The 18,661-nt window shown below is 45.5% G+C and carries 11 protein-coding genes and 2 pseudogenes; 7 read left to right on the top strand and 6 right to left on the bottom strand.

Going from position 1 to position 18,661, the window contains the following annotated elements:
• Window positions 1-269: 269 nt before the first annotated feature.
• From RIB93_RS10570 to RIB93_RS10560, 3 genes are all read left to right on the top strand, one after another.
• A complete protein-coding gene (locus RIB93_RS10570; RefSeq protein ID WP_446372744.1) occupies window positions 270-2,351 on the top strand; it encodes a dynamin family protein in 2,082 nt (693 codons plus the stop codon).
• A gap of 156 nt (window positions 2,352-2,507) precedes the next feature.
• Window positions 2,508-4,586, top strand: a complete 2,079-nt coding sequence (locus tag RIB93_RS10565) for a dynamin family protein (protein ID WP_446372743.1) — start codon at window positions 2,508-2,510, stop codon at window positions 4,584-4,586.
• Window positions 4,587-4,808: 222 nt separating this feature from the next.
• Window positions 4,809-5,186 (top strand): cyclic nucleotide-binding domain-containing protein, encoded by a 378-nt coding sequence (locus RIB93_RS10560; RefSeq protein WP_446372742.1) that lies wholly within the window; start codon window positions 4,809-4,811, stop codon window positions 5,184-5,186.
• Between the two features lie 508 nt (window positions 5,187-5,694).
• Here the strand turns inward: RIB93_RS10560 and RIB93_RS10555 are convergent.
• From RIB93_RS10555 to murD, 3 genes and pseudogenes are all read right to left on the bottom strand, one after another.
• Window positions 5,695-5,853: a hypothetical protein gene (locus RIB93_RS10555; RefSeq protein WP_446372741.1), complete on the bottom strand. Its 159-nt coding sequence runs from the start codon at window positions 5,851-5,853 to the stop codon at window positions 5,695-5,697.
• Window positions 5,850-6,101: pseudogene (locus RIB93_RS10550) on the bottom strand (CRISPR-associated endonuclease Cas1); the annotation flags it as partial. The pseudogene RIB93_RS10550 and the gene RIB93_RS10555, both read right to left, overlap by 4 nt.
• A 165-nt stretch (window positions 6,102-6,266) precedes the next feature.
• The gene (gene murD, locus RIB93_RS10545) at window positions 6,267-7,664 is read right to left on the bottom strand and encodes a UDP-N-acetylmuramoyl-L-alanine--D-glutamate ligase (protein WP_446372740.1); all 1,398 of its coding nucleotides are present in this window, start codon (window positions 7,662-7,664) and stop codon (window positions 6,267-6,269) included.
• A 60-nt stretch (window positions 7,665-7,724) separates the two neighbouring features.
• On the opposite strand from murD, the pseudogene RIB93_RS10540 reads away from it, so the two are divergent.
• The 3 genes and pseudogenes from RIB93_RS10540 to RIB93_RS10530 form a co-directional block, all read left to right on the top strand.
• Window positions 7,725-8,249, top strand: a pseudogene (locus RIB93_RS10540) (ATP-dependent zinc metalloprotease FtsH); the annotation flags it as partial.
• A 114-nt stretch (window positions 8,250-8,363) separates the two neighbouring features.
• Window positions 8,364-8,765: a hypothetical protein gene (locus tag RIB93_RS10535; protein ID WP_446372739.1), complete on the top strand. Its 402-nt coding sequence runs from the start codon at window positions 8,364-8,366 to the stop codon at window positions 8,763-8,765.
• 561 nt (window positions 8,766-9,326) lie between these two features.
• A complete protein-coding gene (locus RIB93_RS10530) occupies window positions 9,327-11,459 on the top strand; it encodes a DUF4114 domain-containing protein (RefSeq protein WP_446372738.1) in 2,133 nt (710 codons plus the stop codon).
• Window positions 11,460-11,504: 45 nt separating this feature from the next.
• Here the strand turns inward: RIB93_RS10530 and glyS are convergent, their stop codons facing one another.
• Together glyS and RIB93_RS10520 are read right to left on the bottom strand one after the other, a co-directional pair.
• Entirely contained in the window at window positions 11,505-13,652 is a 2,148-nt protein-coding gene (gene glyS, locus RIB93_RS10525) for a glycine--tRNA ligase subunit beta (RefSeq protein WP_446372737.1), read from the bottom strand.
• Between the two features lie 79 nt (window positions 13,653-13,731).
• Window positions 13,732-14,454: a Uma2 family endonuclease gene (locus RIB93_RS10520; RefSeq protein WP_446372736.1), complete on the bottom strand. Its 723-nt coding sequence runs from the start codon at window positions 14,452-14,454 to the stop codon at window positions 13,732-13,734.
• Between the two features lie 389 nt (window positions 14,455-14,843).
• Between RIB93_RS10520 and RIB93_RS10515 the strand changes: the two genes are divergently transcribed.
• Window positions 14,844-17,060 carry a CHASE2 domain-containing protein gene (locus RIB93_RS10515; protein WP_446372735.1) on the top strand — a complete coding sequence of 739 codons (2,217 nt, stop codon included), beginning with the start codon at window positions 14,844-14,846 and terminating at the stop codon, window positions 17,058-17,060.
• A gap of 986 nt (window positions 17,061-18,046) precedes the next feature.
• On the opposite strand, the gene RIB93_RS10510 is transcribed toward RIB93_RS10515, so the two are convergent.
• Window positions 18,047-18,406, bottom strand: coding sequence for a hypothetical protein (locus tag RIB93_RS10510; protein ID WP_446372734.1), 360 nt, complete (start codon window positions 18,404-18,406; stop codon window positions 18,047-18,049).
• Window positions 18,407-18,661 lie beyond the last annotated feature (255 nt).

Raw genomic sequence — 18,661 nt, 5'->3', positions numbered from 1 at the left:
GGGAACAGGGAACAGGGAACAGGGAACAGGGAACAGGGAACAGGGAACAGGGAACAGGGAACAGGGAACAGGGAACAGGGAACAGGGAACAGGGAACAGGGAACAGGGAACAGGGAACAGGGAACAGGGAACAGGGGAGTTAACTCTTGCATTTGATCGGGGCGGGTTTAGTTAAGTTAGAGGTTTTCTCCTGAACGTTATCGGTCAAACCCGCCCCTACAAACTCAAACCTTCCTTCATCTCACCCAAAGCGTGAATCAGAAAAAACTATGAGCTATACCGTGGATAATACCAGCTTCCTCAGGGATTTGGAGCGAGTGGTGAGAGTGCGCCATCAAGCGGCGACGCATCTGAGTCAAATTGCCAAACGGCTAAATCAAGCCGAATTGGACGCTGAAGAAACCTCCGGTAAATTGAGTCTAGAACGGGAAAGCGAAGATATCCGCATTGCCAGCGACAATTTGCAGAAGGGTTTATTTCGGCTGCTGGTATTGGGAGACTTGAAACGAGGTAAGAGTACGTTTCTCAATGCCTTAATTGGTGAGAACCTATTGCCAGCCGATGTGAATCCTTGTACAGCGCTGCTGACAGTTTTGCGCTACGGAACTCAAAAAAAGGTCACGGTTTACTTTAAAGGGGATAAACCGCCAGAATCCCTCGATTTTGCCAGTTTTAAGCAAAACTATACCATCGATCCCGCCGAAGCCAAACGCCTCGAAGCCGAGAAAAGTTCGGCATTTCCCGACGTTGACTATGCCGTTGTCGAATACCCCTTACCCCTCTTAGAAAAAGGGATTGAAATTGTGGATAGTCCAGGGCTGAACGATACCGAAGCCCGGAATGAATTATCACTCAACTATATCCACAACTGCCACGCTATCTTGTTTTTATTCCGGGCAATGCAGCCTTGTACATTGGAAGAACGGCGCTATTTAGAAAATTACATTAAAGGGCGCGGATTAACGGTTTTCTTTCTAATTAATGCTTGGGATGAAATCGGCAAAGGATTGATTGATCCGGATGATCCCGATGAACTTGAAGCAGCACAAAATCGGTTACGCACCGTATTCCAAACCTATCTGGCTGACTACTGTCAAAAAGATGGACAAAATCGCTATGATGAACGAGTGTTTGAGATTTCCTCTCTGGAAGCCTTGCGGCGGCGGGTAAAAGATTCAGAAGCGTCCCTAGAAGGAACAGGATTACCAGCATTTTTAGGGGCGCTGAATACCTTTTTGACCCAAGAACGCGCCGTGGCACAATTACGCCAAGCGAGAACGTTGGCGCGTCAAGTTTATAGCCGCACTCACGAAGCGATTGAACGACGAATTCCGTTACTCGACCAAGATATTGAAGAATTAAAACAACGGATTCATGGGGTTGAACCGGAGTTTGAGCAATTGACCCAAATCCGAGATCAATTCCAGGATGAAATTCGGACGATGCGGGATACAAAAGTCAAAGCAGTGGCGGATTCCTTTCGCACTTATGTGCTGAACTTAGAAAAGACATTTGAATCTGATTTCTTACGCTATCAGCCGACAATTGACTTTCTGGAATTCTTACAAACGGAGAGACGGGAGGCGTTTAATGCGGCATTAAAGCAAGCGTTTGAGCAGTATATTCAGGATAAATTAGCCGAGTGGGAACGCACGGCGGAGGAGTATTTACAAGAGGGGTTTGCCCAACTTGCCCAAAGTGCCGCTAACTACGGTGCAACTTATAATCAAATTGTTGATTCCATGACTGAGAAATTAATTGGACAAACGATACCGTCAGGCGTTCGGGTTGATGCAGGGGAAGAGTCACCTACTTGGGCAAAATGGGCGATGGGGTTTTTCTCCTTAGCGTCAGGAAATGTGGCGGGTGTGGCGTTAGCGGCGGCTGGGTTTACTTGGCAAAATATCCTGGTTAATTGGTTAGCGGTAATTGGAATTAGCAGCTTTTTATTGATTTTTACGGGGCTGACGTTTTGGAATCCCATTGGATTAGCGTTGATGGGTTTGGGTGTGGGCGCACTGCAAGCCGAACAAGCCCGCCAAGAAGTGATTAAAGCGACGAAAAAAGAGTTTGTGAAATATTTACCGCAACTGAGTCAGGAACAACAAGAACCGATTCGTCAAGCGGTGAAAGATTGTTTTGATACGTATGAACGGGAAGTAATTCAACGCCTTAATGATGATATTAAATCCCGTCAAGCCGAGTTAGATAACTTGCTGGAGCAAAAAGAATCTCGTGAGATTAATCGCCAAACTGAGTTAAAACGGTTGAGAGGTTTAGATGCTGATATTTTAGCTGAATGTCGGCAGGTTGAATCTGTATATGAGGAGTTATTATTAGTACCGGGTTAAACTGAAACGCATTGTAGGGTGGGCAATACCCACCTCGTTTTATCGGTTGTAGGGGCGGGTTTTACCGATAACGTTTTGCCAAAAACCGATAACTTGACTAAACCCGCCCTTCTCTCGGACAACTTGGTATAAACATAGTTAAGGAATAAACAAACAATGAGTTACAAAATTGAAACAGACAGTTTCCTGAATAATTTAGAGCGAGTTGCCAGAGTGCGATCGCAAGTTGCCACCAGTCTGGCTGAAATCGCCCAAACCCTGGAACAAGGGGAAACCATGGGAAAGGATACCTCTGGCGGTTTGGGGTTAGAACGGGATATTGATGATTTAAGTCGAGCCAGTAAAAATTTACAACAAGGTGTATTCAGATTACTGGTTTTAGGCGATATGAAACGGGGCAAAAGTACGTTTCTGAATGCCTTAATTGGTGAGAATTTATTACCCTCCGATGTGAATCCCTGTACCGCCTTATTAACCGTTTTGCGGTATGGGGCAGAAAAAAAAGTTACCGTTCATTTTAATAATGGCACACCTCCGGAAGATATTGACTTTAAAAGTTTTAAGCGGCGTTACACGATTGACCCCGCCGAAGCAAAGCAACTGGAACAACAGAAGAAACAGGCATTCCCTAATGTTGATTATGCTGTCGTAGACTATCCCTTACCGTTATTACAAAAAGGTATAGAAATTGTCGATAGTCCTGGACTTAATGATACTGAAGCCCGGAACGAGTTATCTCTGGGATATATCAATAATTGCCATGCAATTTTATTTGTACTGCGGGCAACCCAACCTTGTACCTTGGCTGAACGCCGTTATTTAGAAAATTACATTAAGGATCGAGGATTATCGGTTTTCTTTTTAATTAATGCGTGGGATCAGATTCGCGAAAGTTTGATTGATCCGGATGATACCGAAGAATTAGCAGAATCGGAAAATAAAGTGCGGCGTGTATTTCGAGCCAACTTAGCTGATTACTGTCAAGTTGATGGGCATGATATTTATGATGAACGAGTATTTGAGATTTCGGCGATTAAAGCGCTGCGGTTACGAATCAAGCAGCCAACAGCGTCTCTGGAAGGAACCGGATTTCCAGAGTTTCTGGGCGCATTAAGTACATTTTTAACCAGCGAACGAGCCGTGGCTGAATTCCGCCAAGCCAGAACCTTGGCGCGTCAAGGGTATAGTCATGTTCGGGAAGCGATTGAACGGCGAATTCCTTTGCTGGAACAGGATGTAAAGGAATTAAAAGAACGGATTAATTCCGTAGAACCCGAATTCAAGAAGCTGAATGATATCTGTCAGCAGTTCCAAGATGAAATTAAATCGGTACGGGATAGTAAGGCAAAAGCGGTGGCTGATTCCTTCCGCACATACACTTTAAATTTAGGGAATACCTTTGAAGCCGATTTCATAAACTACCAGCCCGATTTGCGATTTATGGATTTTTTACGAAAAGGCAAACGGGAAGCCTTTGAAGCGGGATTACAACAGGCATTTGAGCGGTATGTGAATGATAAGTTATCAGCTTGGAGTTTGATTGCAGAAAAAGAGATGGATGGTGCGTTTTTGCAGTTATCGAAAAGTGCCGCTAGTTACGGCGCATCCTATACCCAAGTTACCGATAAAATTACCGAAAAGTTAACCGGACAAAGAATTTCTCCAGTGATTGGTTCTACAACCGAAGATAACGCTCCCGCTTGGGCAAAATGGGCGGCGGGACTCTTTTCATTAGCCAGGGGAAATATTGCTGGGGTGGCAATGGCAGGAGCCGGGTTTGATTGGAAAAATATCGCCCTGAATTTTATTACCGTCATGGGTGTTGGCGCAATAATTACAGCGGTGTCTGGAACGGTTTTAGGACCCGTAGGATTAGGATTACTTGGTTTAGGTGTTGGGGTGGTGCAAGCGGATCAAGCCCGGAAGGAGTTGGTGAAAGCGGCGAAGAAAGAGTTAGTGAAATATTTACCTCAGGTAGCCCAAGAACAATGGCAACCGATTCACGATGCGGTGAAAGAATGCTTTGATGTCTATGAGCGAGAAGTGACGGAACGGATGAATGATGATATTAATGCTCGCAAGTCAGAGTTGGATAATTTAATCGCTCAAAAAGAGTCCCATGAGATTAATCAAGGGGCAGAATTAGAGCGGTTGAAGACATTAGAGACAAATGTGTCATCGGAAGTCGAACGGATTGAGGCGGCGTATCAGACTTTGTTGGTAGAAGCGAGTTGAGGGATGAAATACCCTTGACAACCTTCGTGGGAATCCGCCCCTACCAACTTAACCCATCCTGATAAACCTGCGTCAGGGCGGGTTGAGTCACATCTGGGTACAACCGAAACGATAATAGTGAAACCCGCCCCTACAAACCATGTCTTCTGCCTTTGGCTAGATCTTGTTTTTTGTCCGCTTGCGGTATATTCTCAAAACATCAAATGATCTGGCATACAGACCATGTTAGAACCCGCAAACACAGTCAGCATCTTACAGAAACAGGCTGAACCTAAGACATTTTCTGCCGATCAGGTTATTTTCAAAGAAGCTGATCCAGCGAACTATATGTATGGCATCCTGGAAGGAGAAGTGAACATCTCGGTCAATGGTAAGATTGTAGAAACTATTGGTAAGGGTGAGGTGTTTGGTACAGGGACATTGATTGGAGTCGGTGACAGAACCTATAGCGCGATCGCGAAAACAGATTGTACCCTAGCATTTCTGGATCAGCAGCGATTCCTGTTTGCGGTTCAGGAAACACCCATGTTTGCGCTCGATGTGATGAAAAGTTATTCCGAACGCCTCAACCGATTAGTACATAATATCATGTCGGCTTGAAAACTGCATCTGTGTTGCAACAATTTCAATCGCCCTGGCAAAACGTGCGATCGCATCTTTCCCGAAATGGAATTTTAATCCCATTAAGTAGTTAAGTTTGAGATAATATCGTACCCCTACATCAGGGATAATTGATCGGGTAGGGGCATGGCATTGCCGTGCCCTAATCTAGCGGAATTCAACTGAGGGCACTTCTAGCGCCTCTTTATGTTTCAATCCCGTTGCCGGGATTCATTAATAGGAAACCAAAAAAAGCTCATCTTCTGCCAACCGAATTCCATAGTTTCAATCCCGTTGCCGGGATTCATTATAAGGAAACAACCACGTTTAGCTGCCAAGTATTCAATCCTTTCATTGTTTCAATCCCGTTGCCGGGATTCATTATAAGGAAACCCCGCCCTCTGAAACCCTTTCTAGCCGGGACTCCCACAGCCAATTTTGACAGCCAATTTTGACGGCAGACGGAATCCAGGAGCTGAAATGGACATTTTGCTTTTTTCGCCCTTTCCTAAAAACGGCTGAAATCTTTAATTGTCAAGGTTCCTAGCGTTTTGACGGCAAACCGGGTTTTTCGCCCCCGCTTCGTCCCGTCAAAAATCCGCTTATTCGCCGCCTTATTATCCGGCAAATCATAAACAATCAGATAAAATAACGTCTGGTTCTTCATCGAAGACTCAACGGTGGATACACCACCCCCTCCTGTAAATGACGACTCAACAGACGCGCCTGTAACTCCACCCCACGGCGATAAGTACATTGATACCCAAACACCGGATGCTTAAACTCCGACGTCATTTTCCGCTCAAACGCCTCTAAAAACGTTTTTCGTCCCGTATCTGAAAGCCGATACGCCCCCAAACTCTCCGTAAAATCCTTAGGCTTTAACTGACGCCGACTCATCACCGAAAACACCAAACCCGCATTTCTCACACAAAGAGCGATCGCAAACTCTAAAAGCCTTGGCAGACAGCGATTTGACCTCAGTTAGCTCCTCCAGTCACACATAACGTTATCATCGTATTGAAGTTAATTTAATGGAAGCATGTCAAGGACAGCAGACAATGTTGACATCCATCTTGACTAAGGACTAAAATTCTGCCAACAGAGCTGACGGAAATCATCCCCTCGATGTTCAAAACTTTGATATTGGTCAAAACTAGCACAAGCCGGTGAAAGCAAAACCACAGGCGCGTTATCCTGTTGTGCTAATTCGGCTGCTCTAGGAACCGCTCGTGCCAGTGTTTCCACAATTTCGTAACGGAAATAACCAACTTCCTGCAAGCGTTGGGCAAATTTTGATGCCGCCTCACCAATCAGTAAAACAGCCGCCGCTTTCCCTTGGATTATGTTCAACCATTGCGTATCCTCTCCGGCTTTCGCTTCACCCCCAGCAATTAAAATAACCGGACTATCAACCGATGCTAATCCTACCTGCGCCGCATCATAATTAGTGGCTTTACTATCATTAATAAAATCAATCCCCTGCCAGGTGATAATATGTTCTAAGCGATGAGGAACACCGGGAAAATTGGTAATAGCCTCAACAATCGCCTGTTTCTCAATCCCAGCTAACCGGGCGGCGGCGACTGCCATGAGTAAATTCTGCTGATTGTGATTCCCCACCATCCGCAAGGAATCCACAGGAACAATCGGTTCCGATTCTACCATCACCCAGCCATTTTCAATATACACCCAGGGACGAGGCGTCGCGTCACGCCCCTTAACACTCGTCCAATACGCCTTTGACCAATGGGTTGTCCCCAACTGACGCAAATAGGGGTCATCCCCGTTAAAGATTTGATCGTGCGATCGCGACAGTAACTCAGCTTTGATAGTGTAGTAATTTTCCAGCGTCTTGTGGCGATTCAAGTGATCCGGCGTAAACGTTGTCCAAACCCCAATCGTTGGCGCTAAATCCCGTGACGACTCAATTTGATAACTACTAACTTCTGCAATAACCCAGTCAATTTTGGATTGGGGTAGTTTCTCCTGTAGAGACGTTGCATGCAACGTCTCTAAGGGCTGCGCCAGAGCCAGTTCACAAGCCGCATAGCCGATATTACCGCAGGCGGGAGCCTGAAAACCCGCCGCTTGAAAAATCGCCGCAATCAAAGCCGTTGTCGTAGTTTTACCATTCGTCCCCGTAATCCCCACCCACGGAGAGGACTTGAGATAACGCCAAGCCAGTTCCATCTCACCAATTGTATCAATCCCGCGATTCCTGGCTTCAATTAAAACCGGGATATCCCAAGGAACACCAGGACTCACCACAATCAGTTCAGGTAAATCCCCATCGCCAAGAGTGAGCGAATAACCCAGTTTAACCGTAATTCCCTCAACATTAAGGACTTGTTGTTGCTGTTGCAGAGATTCAGACGTTTTGCTATCACTGACTGTTACCGTCCACCCTTCCTGTTTCAGGAGTCGTGCGGCGGCTATTCCGGAGCGTCCCAGACCAATGACGTGAGCGTTGGGCATAACCTGATGATGGTTTGTTCTTAAATCTAATTACCATGTAGAGACGTTGCATGCAACGTCTCTACAGTCCACCCAGAAGAAGAGCGCTTTTTAGTCGGTGAAGATGAAATTCGCGGTCGCATTGCGATTATGCTAGCGGGGCGTTCAGCCGAAGAATTGGTATTTGGCAAAGTATCCACAGGTGCCAGTGATGACATCCAGAAGGCGACTGATATGGCAGAACGGTTTGTCACCATCTATGGCATGAGTGATAAACTTGGACCCATCGCCTTTGACAAGCCCCAATCTCAGTTCCTAGCTGGAATGGGTAGTCCGCGTCGTTCAGTTAGTCCCCAAGTCGCCGAAGCGATTGACCAAGAAGTGAAAGCGATGGTGGATGGCGCACACCAAATGGCACTCCAGATTCTTGACGATAATCGAGAAATTTTGGAACAAACCGCCCAAGTGTTGCTCCAAGAAGAAGTCTTAGAAGCCCAAGCCCTTCTAGAAAAGTTGGAACAGATGCAGCCACCCAAGGGATTGGATGAATGGTTGCGAACTGGGAAACTGCCTGAAAATCAGGATTTATTGCCGTCGATGAATTAGGATTTGGCTACGTCTCTACAAATTTTGTCGGGACGTTCCCTTGAACCCTCTCTACATATATAATGTCTAAGGTCATCGAATAATTTTCGTTGACATCAAACAAGGTTTTGCATCATGACTCTTAAAATGAGTGGCTGGGTTCGTAGTAGGCACTTTAGTGCCAGAAGCGCTAAAGCGCTGACTACAAACATTTCCTTTAAACTTCTGGCAGCAGCAATGGGTTTAACCCTATTGAGTTGGGCGCTACCCACCAAGGCACAACCCTTATCGGAGCAACAAATTCCCTCCAGTATTGATCAACTCACCAACCCAGCACAACTCCGACAATTTCAACAACGCCTTCAGCGAGAACAGCCTCTTTTGTATTTATTTTTGCAATTGGAATCGGCTGAGACTGAAAACTTGCAACAGAAAGCCGAACAAGAAATTCGACAACTGTTGCGACAACCGCCATCGCTACAACAGCAGTTATTCCAGCGACAAATACGAGAACCTTTGGATCTGGATGACTTGTAACGGCTGTATTTAGTCGCGAAATAAATTGAATTAGGTTCCCTGGAAACAATTATTCTATTTTTATAGGACATCGGTCAAGAAACCGGGTTTCTTTGGGTGAAAGCTTGATATTTCGTTGTCATCCTCACGAGAAACCCGGTTTCTCATAATACTTGACCGACGCTCTAGAGAACTTATTTTACTATTTATATCGATAATTTATCTCTTTTTATTGAGAGAAAATACCTCAGTTGTCTAACTCTGATAAAACGTTTTTTTGTAGCCTAAAAAACCAAAAGCACATAGTATTGTTTCACCAATCAAACAAAACCAAAACAAATATTAAGTATTGTTAAATCGCTTGCCTAATTCACGAATAAGGCTCTATTAATAGAACAAAGTAGAGAACATCGTGATCACAATCTATTCAAATAGACAGCACGATGTTACGTTGAAACCCTGCTGTCAGAAAAAAATACAGCAAATTCAACGATTACTGAATCAGGGGTTTGCTAACCATTTCGCCGAAGAATAAAACGCTCCAAAGTAGCACTTTAGTTAACTAGTCTTGGAGAGCAAACAATGTCACAAATGTTCACCGTTAAAAACCGGAAAGACAGCGGACAAGGTTCCTTAAGAGATGCGATCGCGCAAGCCCAGTCAGGAGATACAATTAAATTTGCCTCTCGTCTGAAAAATAAGACGATTAAACTGACCAGTGGTCAACTCGAAGTTGATAAAGACCTAACGATTGATGGGTCTAATGCTTCGGGTTTAAAGATCAATGGGAATAACGCTCACCGCATCTTTGATATCAAGCGAGACGCCGGCTATAATTCCACCGAGTTTACCCTGCGAAATTTGATTTTGGTGAACGGAAAAACCAATCAGAAGGGTGAAGATGGCGCAGGAGCAGCAATTCGTACAGACAGTTACACCACACTCACAGTAGAAAATAGTGAATTTAAAAATAATCATGCCCAGGGTGTGGGAGGCGGCGCGATTTATGCGGGTTGGCGCAGTACAAATACGATCATCAATAGCCAATTTGAAGGCAATAGTTCATCAGGAAATAAGCCATCAGGTAAAAGTGACCGTGGCGCCGGTGCGATCGCGGTTAAAAGTGAAAGCTATACTACTGTAAAAGGTAGCGAGTTTATTGACAACACCGGAATTAATGGTGGAGCGATTAATACCGTTTTAGGGAGTCTATTAGTTGAAGACTCAACCTTTATCAATAATGACTCAACATCAGGTGGTTCAATACAACCCAATCCATTAGGTTACGGTGGTGCAATTTATACGGATGGAGCTTCGCCAACTAATGATAACAGTACGAAAGGCACGATAAAGATTCGGAACAGTCGCTTTGATGGGAATAAAGGAGCGGGACAAGGTGGAGGACTATTTCTCTATGTTTATGAGGGTGACAAAGTAATCATCGAGGATAGTACAATCATCAATAATCAGGTGATTGAAGATGCTAAGGGCGATTCCATCGGTGGTGGACTTCGCCATGGCAAGGGTGAGGCAATCATCAAGAATACTACATTTGCCAACAATCTAGCTTTGGATCAGGGAGGAGGAGCATGGTTCGGTGAGAATGCGCCTGTCTCTATTGACAACAGCATATTCTACGGGAATCGAGCCGAATCGGCAAATGGGAAAGAAGGTTTAGGCGGTGCGATAGTGCTACCGAGTGCATCCGGATCTAAGAAAATCAGCAACACCACTGTTGCGAATAATTACGCTGGGTTTATGGGGGGAGGATTTTTTGGCGGTGTAAAAAATACCACCCTGAAAAATACTCTGGTTGCCGATAATTTTGCCTATAATGGTGGCAATGGTTGGAATATTAACCACCACACAGCCGAAGTTTTCAAAGATGGGGGCGGTAATTTTCAGTCAGAAGATCCCAATCCTAACGATACGAAAATAACAGCTAAAGTCAAGCTGCTTAACCCGCTATTGGTAAAATTAATCGATAATGGGGAAGCCGTACAAACCGCTCCGATACCAGGCAATCCAGAGGTAACAGGCGGGTCTACACTGACTCCGACAGCAGGCAGCAATAGTGTGAGCAATAATGAACTCCAGTTAGTTGCAGCGGTTGCTGATCAAACGACTGACGTAGACGAACCTTTGAGTTTTGATGGCAATAATCAGGATACTACACCTGCCCAAAATGACTCCATTCTAATCACTGACGGAGAACCCGAACTCATTGACTTGCAAGATCAAACCAGTTCGGTATCCGCGAAGTTTTTCAATATTGAGAGTAATGCTGGCTTTGACAATTCCGTCGGTTTTTATGCCGTTGAAAATGAGCAAGGAGATGTGAAAGATAAAGTAACGGGTGAACTGATTAGCCCAGATGAGGCAGGGTATGCTGAAGCGGCTTTAGCTCAACAAGTGGTTGGCGACCTGAACCGAAATACCGGGATATTTGAAGCAGAATTCCAGGCAGGAACCATTTTAGCACCTTACATTATCGCCAATGGTACAACAGAAGAATGGTTGGAAACCAATCCAAATAATCAGCGCCTTGGTTATGCTGATCCTACTGCCTACTTTGCCTATTTAGGCGCTAATCCTGATGGCAAAGATCATGTCCGTCTACTGGGTGAGAATAAGTTTGGCTTTGAAGATTTATTTGGGGGCGGTGACTTAGATCATGATGATATCACCTTCGAGGTTGATTTAACGGTTGCCTGAATTTTATGACCCAATTGGGTTGTAGAGACGTAGCATGCTACGTCTCTACAACTTGACGATCGCGCCAAAATCTGCCAATACCCGTGCGTGGTTTCGCAGTAACCCCAATAGGTTCAGCCGATTGCGCCGAATCTCTGGATTTTCGTCCATCACCATGACCCCAGCTTCCTTATCATCAAAGAACGTACTTACAATTGGCGTCACCTCTGCCAATGCATCAACAATTTGCTGGTAATTGCGCTCTTGTTGTGCCGCTTGAGTACGGGGAACTAGCGCAACTAATGCTTCATAAAAGGCAGGTTCACTCGATTTTTCAAACAGATCGGGACGCACAACTGCTTTGGGATCTAACTGTTGGAAATCTAAGTCTCCTTGCATCGATAATCGTGCCGAACGGTTCACCGTTTCATAGATTTCATCCAGCTTGCCGTTCTTCCGAATTCCTTGCAGGAACAAAGCGCGATCGCGAACATCTAACACGTCTTTTAATGCCCGTTGGGTATACTCCTGATCATTCTCACCCAAAACCGCATTCACCAAGTCATAATCAATCATCTGTTCGTCTTGCAACAAGGTGCGAATCCGTTGGATGAAAAACTCTTGCAAGGCTTCAACGGGCGATAATTTCTCGGAATAGGTGGCGACAAAATCAGCAGAAATATTCTGCACTAGCTGATCTAAATTAATCCCTAAATTCCCCTCCCAGGTAATATTAACCACCGCATTCGCGGCACGGCGCAAGGCAAAGGGGTCAGAGGAACCGGTGGGAATCATGCCTAAGCCAAAGATACTCACCAATGTATCCAAGCGATCGGCTAATCCTACCACTTGCCCTGTTAAGGTTTCCGGTAACTTGTCCCCAGCCCCTCTGGGTAAATAATGCTCAAAAATCGCCGTAGCTACCGCCTCAGATTCACCACTGGCTAAAGCATACTTTTGTCCGATTACGCCCTGTAATTCAGGAAACTCGTAGACCATTTGGGTGACGAGATCCGCTTTACAAAGGGCGGCGGCGCGAATAATATCATCCCATTGGGTCTGTGATACCGCCAATTGCTCCGCAATCCGTGAGGCTGTTTTTTCGATGCGCCCCACCTTCTGACGCATGGAACCTAATTCATCTTGGAAGGTGACGGTTTCTAATTTGGGTAAAGAACTTTCTAGAGGTGAGGCTAAGTCTGTTTTATAGAAATACTCACCATCCGCTAAACGGGCGCGAATCACTCGTTCATTTCCGGCAGCGATAATCTCAGATTTTGCCGGATCACCATTGGACAAGGTAATAAAATGAGGCAGTAATTCAGTCGCTGTTTCATCCTTGAATACGGGGAAATAGCGCTGATGGGTTACCATCACGGTTTTCACCACCTCTGGCGGTAAGATTAAGTATTCTGCATCAAATTTGCCGACAATGGCGGTGGGATATTCGACTAAATCCGTGACTTCATCCCATAATTCCTCATAGAGTAGGGTATGACCCTTGAGTTTTTGTGCGGCTGACTGAACTTGGTCTTGGATGATTTGTTTGCGGCGATCGCGTTCTACAATCACAAAGGCTGATTCTAAGGATTTTACATAGTCCTCAGCTTTGGCAAGGGTTACGGATTCGGGGTGTAAGATACGGTGTCCACGAGATGTGCGATCGCTGTTTATCGTTTCGGAACCATTGACTAATTCAATCGGCAACACTGTATCATCCAGCAGCGCCACCAACCAGCGAATTGGGCGAGAAAACTTCAAGTCTCCATCTCCCCAACACATAAACCGCTTCCCTTCTAAGCCAAAAATCCATTGGGGGATGACTTCGGGGAGAATTTCAATCGCCGAACGACCAATTATTTTCTTGACAACAAAGACAAATTCCCCTTTCTTTGTCTCTCGGATTTCGAGATCATCGAGGGTAACGCCCTGTTTCCGGGCAAATCCTTCGGCGGCTTTGGTGGGTTTCCCGTCTTTAAACGCAGCTTTGACAGGTGGACCCTTGACTTCCTCTTCGCGATCGGGTTGTTGACGGGGTAATCCCTGAATCAGTACCGCTAGACGGCGAGGTGTGCCATACACCTGGATACTTTCAGGAGTCAGCAGGTGTTCATCAAGGCTTTGTGACAGGCGCGACTGCCATTGTTTAATCGCACTCTCGACGAAATTTGCGGGTAATTCTTCTGTACCGACTTCTAATAAGAATGTGGGCATAATGCGATCGCGCGTCGTGGACAAAGGTTGGGTGTGAGTAGGATGAACGGCTAGCAGAGTCTATTTGCTGCCAGTTTTCCTAGTTTAACCCTATTCTTGACATCCTCACCGCGAGGTAGGGGTTTGGGAACCACCAGGGGTTTGGAAACAGGGTTTTGGAAACAGGGGTTTGGAAACAGGGGTTTGGAAACAGGGGTTTGGAAACAGGGGTTTGGAAACAGGGGTTTGGAAACCAAACCCCTACGTCGATGCTTAAATTCGGAAACTGTAATGGAGAAATCCGATCATTTTCCACCAGGATTATCTCTCGTTGATACCCTTGTGGAGTCGGTTCTCGAAAAACGTGCAGTTGACGTTGCTTGAGGTTTAGCACCCAATACTCTTGAATGTCAGAGTTGGCATAATCCTTTGCCTTGATACCGCAGTCTGTATTGAGTGTTCTATCGGCAACTTCAATAATCAGATAGATTTCTGAGGGGTGAGGATGATGATCAAAGTAGCGTAAGACATCGGGCATAACCACCGCCACATCGGGTTCAGGTTCTGAGCGATCGCTTAATGTTACCGGAAGTTGCGTCCTGACTAGCCCTTGTTGTCTTAAGTTATCTTCTAACAGCAATCGGGTTAGGGTAATGGCTGTCGCATGGGGTGTTCCTTGGGGACTCATTTTGCGGATAATCTGTCCGGCTATTAATTCGACGGGTTGATCGGGTGATAAAATGCCCACTTCTGCCATCCGGTGATAGTCTTCAACTGTCCACAGGTGTAGGGGAATTTGGGTTTCGTGTTGGTTGATTGGCATCAGTTTAGTCGCACTTGATTAGGTTAAATTGTAGACGAAGCCTTCTCGTACTCGCATAGGAAAACCTGAAGGGTGAGTAGCGGTAGAGTAGTGGCGTGGCACACCTAATTTGGTGGATTAGAATTGTAGGGGCGCACCGACGTGCGCCCAATTTAACCATCAATCTATTCCACAATCTTAGCTGTGTCAGTCCAGTAAGCTGTCATGCATTTAAATTGGGTATTAGCAGCGAGCAAGATGCTCGCACTACAAGGATTGCGCCATTCTCTATTCCTTGTTCCCCATTCCCCATTCCCTGTTCCCCGTTCTCTCGTCTCATAATTTTATCCGACTACTGAGAGGATAAGATAACAGCTAAACCTGTTTCTTTGCGGGGGTCGATTGAGGTTATGTGGGCAACACTGAGAAAACAACTCTGGCAATGGCGGGGTGTGTTCATTGCGGCTCCCAGTGTAGCCGGAATCGTCATCGGGTTACGTTGGGCGGGATGGCTGCAAGCACTGGAACTCGCCGCCCTGGATCAATTTTTTCGTTGGCGTCCAGCCGAAGCGATTGATTCACGGATTGTGATTGTTGAAATTAATGAGCAAGATATCCAAAAACTCGGCAACTGGCCCCCCTCTGATCAGATACTTGCCCAATTACTAAATAGGCTCAAACAACAACAGCCCAGAGCCATTGGGTTGGATCTATATCGGGATTTGCCCGTAGAACCTGGGCATCAGGAATTGGTCGAAGTTTTTCAATCAACACCAAATTTGATTGGAATTCGGAAGGTAGCCGGAGATGCTGAGGGAACAGCCGTTAATTCTCCGCCAATCCTAAACGAATTGGGTCAGATTGGGGCAAATGATTTGGTGTTAGATAGTGATGGTAAGGTTCGTCGAAGTTTACTGTCTCTGGGAACGCCATCTGGGGACATTATTCCGAGTTTTAGTACGATGTTGGCTTTGACCTATTTAGAGGCGGAAGGGATTACACTTGAGCAAGTCGATGAGGCGGGAACTCAGTATCGCTTGGGTCAAGCTATTTTTAACCGTTTCAATAAACATGATGGGAGCTATGTTCGGACAGATGCAGGTGGATTTCAGATCATCTCTAATTTTCGCAATCTCGGACAAAGGTTTCAGTCGATTTCGTTCACGGATGTTTTAGAGGGAAAAATACCAAACGATTGGGGACGCGAGCAAGTCATTTTAATAGGAATCACGGGTGAAAGTGTCGCCGATAACTTTTTCACACCTTTTAGTCGGGGATTGGTGAATCAAGCAGCAGGGGTGGAAATTCATGCTGATGTCGTGAGTCAGATGCTGAGTGCGGCGTTAGAAGGGCGTCCGCTGATTCAGGTTTGGTCGGAACTCTGGGAGGTTTTGTGGATCATAGCTTGGACGGTAGTCGGGGCAATTTTGACCTGGAGACAGCGTTATCGGGGAAATTTGACTTTTAAGGTGGTAAGTCTTATTTTCGTTGGCGGTGGCTTGGTTGGCGGCTGTTACTGGGCGTTTTTGCAGGGGTGGTGGATTCCCGTGGTTCCGCCGATTCTGGGGTTAACCGGGTCTGCGATCGCGATTATCGGGTATGTGGCTTACAATGCGAGTCAAATGCGCCAGATCTTTGGTCGCTATGTCACTGATGCAGTGGTGGCGAATTTGCTGGAGACGCCTCAAGGATTGCGCTTAGGTGGAGAAAACCACCAGGTTACGGTTCTATTTTCTGATTTAAGAGGATTTTCGGCAATTTCTGAGCGAGTGTCACCGGAGATGGGGGTGAGGGTAATTAACCATTATTTGCAAGTGATGACGGATGTGGTTGATCAGTATCAGGGTGTGATTAATGATTTCATGGGTGATGGGATGCTGATCATATTTGGTGCGCCGATTGAGCGAGAGGACGATTCTCAACGCGCGATCGCTTGTGGGATCGCGATGCAGTTGGCGATGACAGAGGTTAATCAGTACAATAATACCCTAAATTTACCGCCTTTAGAAATGGGCATTGGTATTCATGGGGGGGAGGTGTTAGCCGGGAATATTGGCTCACAAAAACGGGCAAAATATACGGTGATGGGGAGTCCAGTTAATTTAGCGTCTCGGATTGAATCCTATACCGTTGGCGGACAAGTTTTAATTTCTCAGGATTTGCTCAAACAGGTGGGTTCAATTCTTCGGGTGGATGGGGAATTGCACGTTCATCCGAAAGGATTTACTGAACCGATTACGGTTTATGAAATTGGTGGGATTGGCGGGACGTTTAATTTATTTTTGCCGAAAACAGCAATAGATTTTGTTGTGCTGAAAAATAAAATACCCATACAGTATATAGTTTTAACGGGAAAGCATTTAGGACAGGAATTCTGTCAAGGAACAATCGTAAAATTATCAGCGAATGGTGCTGAAATTCACACCCAACGGTCTTTAGAATTGTTGAGTAATCTCAAGATTAATTTAGTGATGGGTACAGAAAAAGCAAAAGGATTGGGGGATATTTACGCGAAAGTCGTTGAAAAATCGGTAGATAGTCCAAATCATTTTGGTATTCGATTTACAGGCATTCCTCCAGAAATAGCAGCTTTACTTTCTTATTTACGTCAGGTTTCCTCAGATTGAAATAATTCATAATGCAGAAGGCAGACGATTTCAAGAGATTTTTTTTCCGGTATAAAGGGAATTAATTCAACAAATTCGATATTATTTCCAATTTTTGTAGGGGCGACCCGCTTGCATCAATGAACAACACTAGTCTATTCAATTAGATTGGGTCGCCCTCTTCTCAACCCACCAAATGATGGCAAAATTGTAGTGGCGTAGGGTGTGTTAGCGCAGCGTAACGCACCATTTATTAACTGAAATTGGTGATCTTTCGGGCGCACTTCAGTCATTGGTGTCAACTTGAGGTGAAAGTTAATGCTGGCAAGGTTTTAAGCTGTGTCTATCTACTCCTCAACATTTTCCCCCTCATCCCCTAACCCCTTCTCCCACCGTGGGGAGAAGGGGGATCGGATGCTCTTGCTCCCCTCTCCCCGGCGTGGGAGAGGGGCTGGGGGCTCACAAGGGTAGGTTTTTTAAGATGGGGGTTTAGGCTAGACTTGGAAGACAGGTAGACCATCACTTCGACTTCGCTCAGCGACCGTAGACAAGGAAGAGTGAGAACGAAAAATAGGGCGTTTCGGCTTTTAGAAGTTAGTTTGACCGAACCGAATTCTGTACGGTTTTTCCCCCTTGTCTTCTTTCCTTCCTTGTCCTCCTTGTCTTGTCCCAACCATAAAATAAAAAACCTACACCTGTCAGGGGGCTGGGGGTGAGGGGTTGAGCTTAAGTTGACACCAATGCACGTCAGTGCGCCCCTACGGTTGCCGTAATTCTATTTAATCAAATTTCGTGTATCAATCTACTGTACTTTATTACAGCGCTTTGCGCTCTCCATAAAGTACAGTAGATCAAAGTCCCCCTTTTTAAGGGGGATTTAGGGGGATCGACAATGTACCGCATAGCAGCGCAAACTGCTGTATAATTACGAATGCGATACCCGAATAGGTGGGTTAAAGAAAGAATCAGCAATCTTATCATTTGTAGAGACGTTCTATAGAACCTCTCTACTGGGACGCCGTTCCCGTAACCTGACAATTGACTGAATTTTGCCAACCGTCGTGAGGTGTTCCATTAGGAACATAAGCCGTCAACACCACATTTCCTTCGGCATCAATAATCCAACCTTGGGCTTCGATAATCTGTTTGGGAGGATGGGAAATAGAAGAATTATTCCCGTCTGCTTGTTTTTCTATTTCCTCATATTGTTCCCTGGCTATCACTGTGCCAAAATCATCTTGTACCAAATCAGGACTGAATAAATCTGTGGGGTTTTGAGGTAAACCACCTCGTCCAGTGACAGTAAATTGACTCTGACGATTACTAGCTGCACAGGTTCGGTTAATTTGTCCTGAGGGGTCAACCAAAGTGCTGGGGCTGAAGGGGTGACAAGCAGCTCAAAAGCTTGACAGGAAAAGCGTTTCACCCCTCTTCCCCTCAAAAAGAATGTAAGTTATTGACAGGCTTATTGAGAATGAATGCGTGAATGAGAATGATAATCATCTAGGTGACTCACAGCGAGTCTGTTGGTTATTTTTAATCCTTAAATGTTCCCCCAAAGCAGCACCCAGCAAGGGTCACAGGGTTTTGGTGTCGGCGTGCGATACGTGAGAGCCGTCAAG

This window comes from Coleofasciculus sp. D1-CHI-01, from assembly GCF_040218875.1.
In the GTDB taxonomy this organism is placed as follows: domain Bacteria; phylum Cyanobacteriota; class Cyanobacteriia; order Cyanobacteriales; family Coleofasciculaceae; genus Coleofasciculus.
Note: the sequence above shows the minus strand (reverse complement) of the source record. Positions and strands in the feature narration are given on the sequence as shown.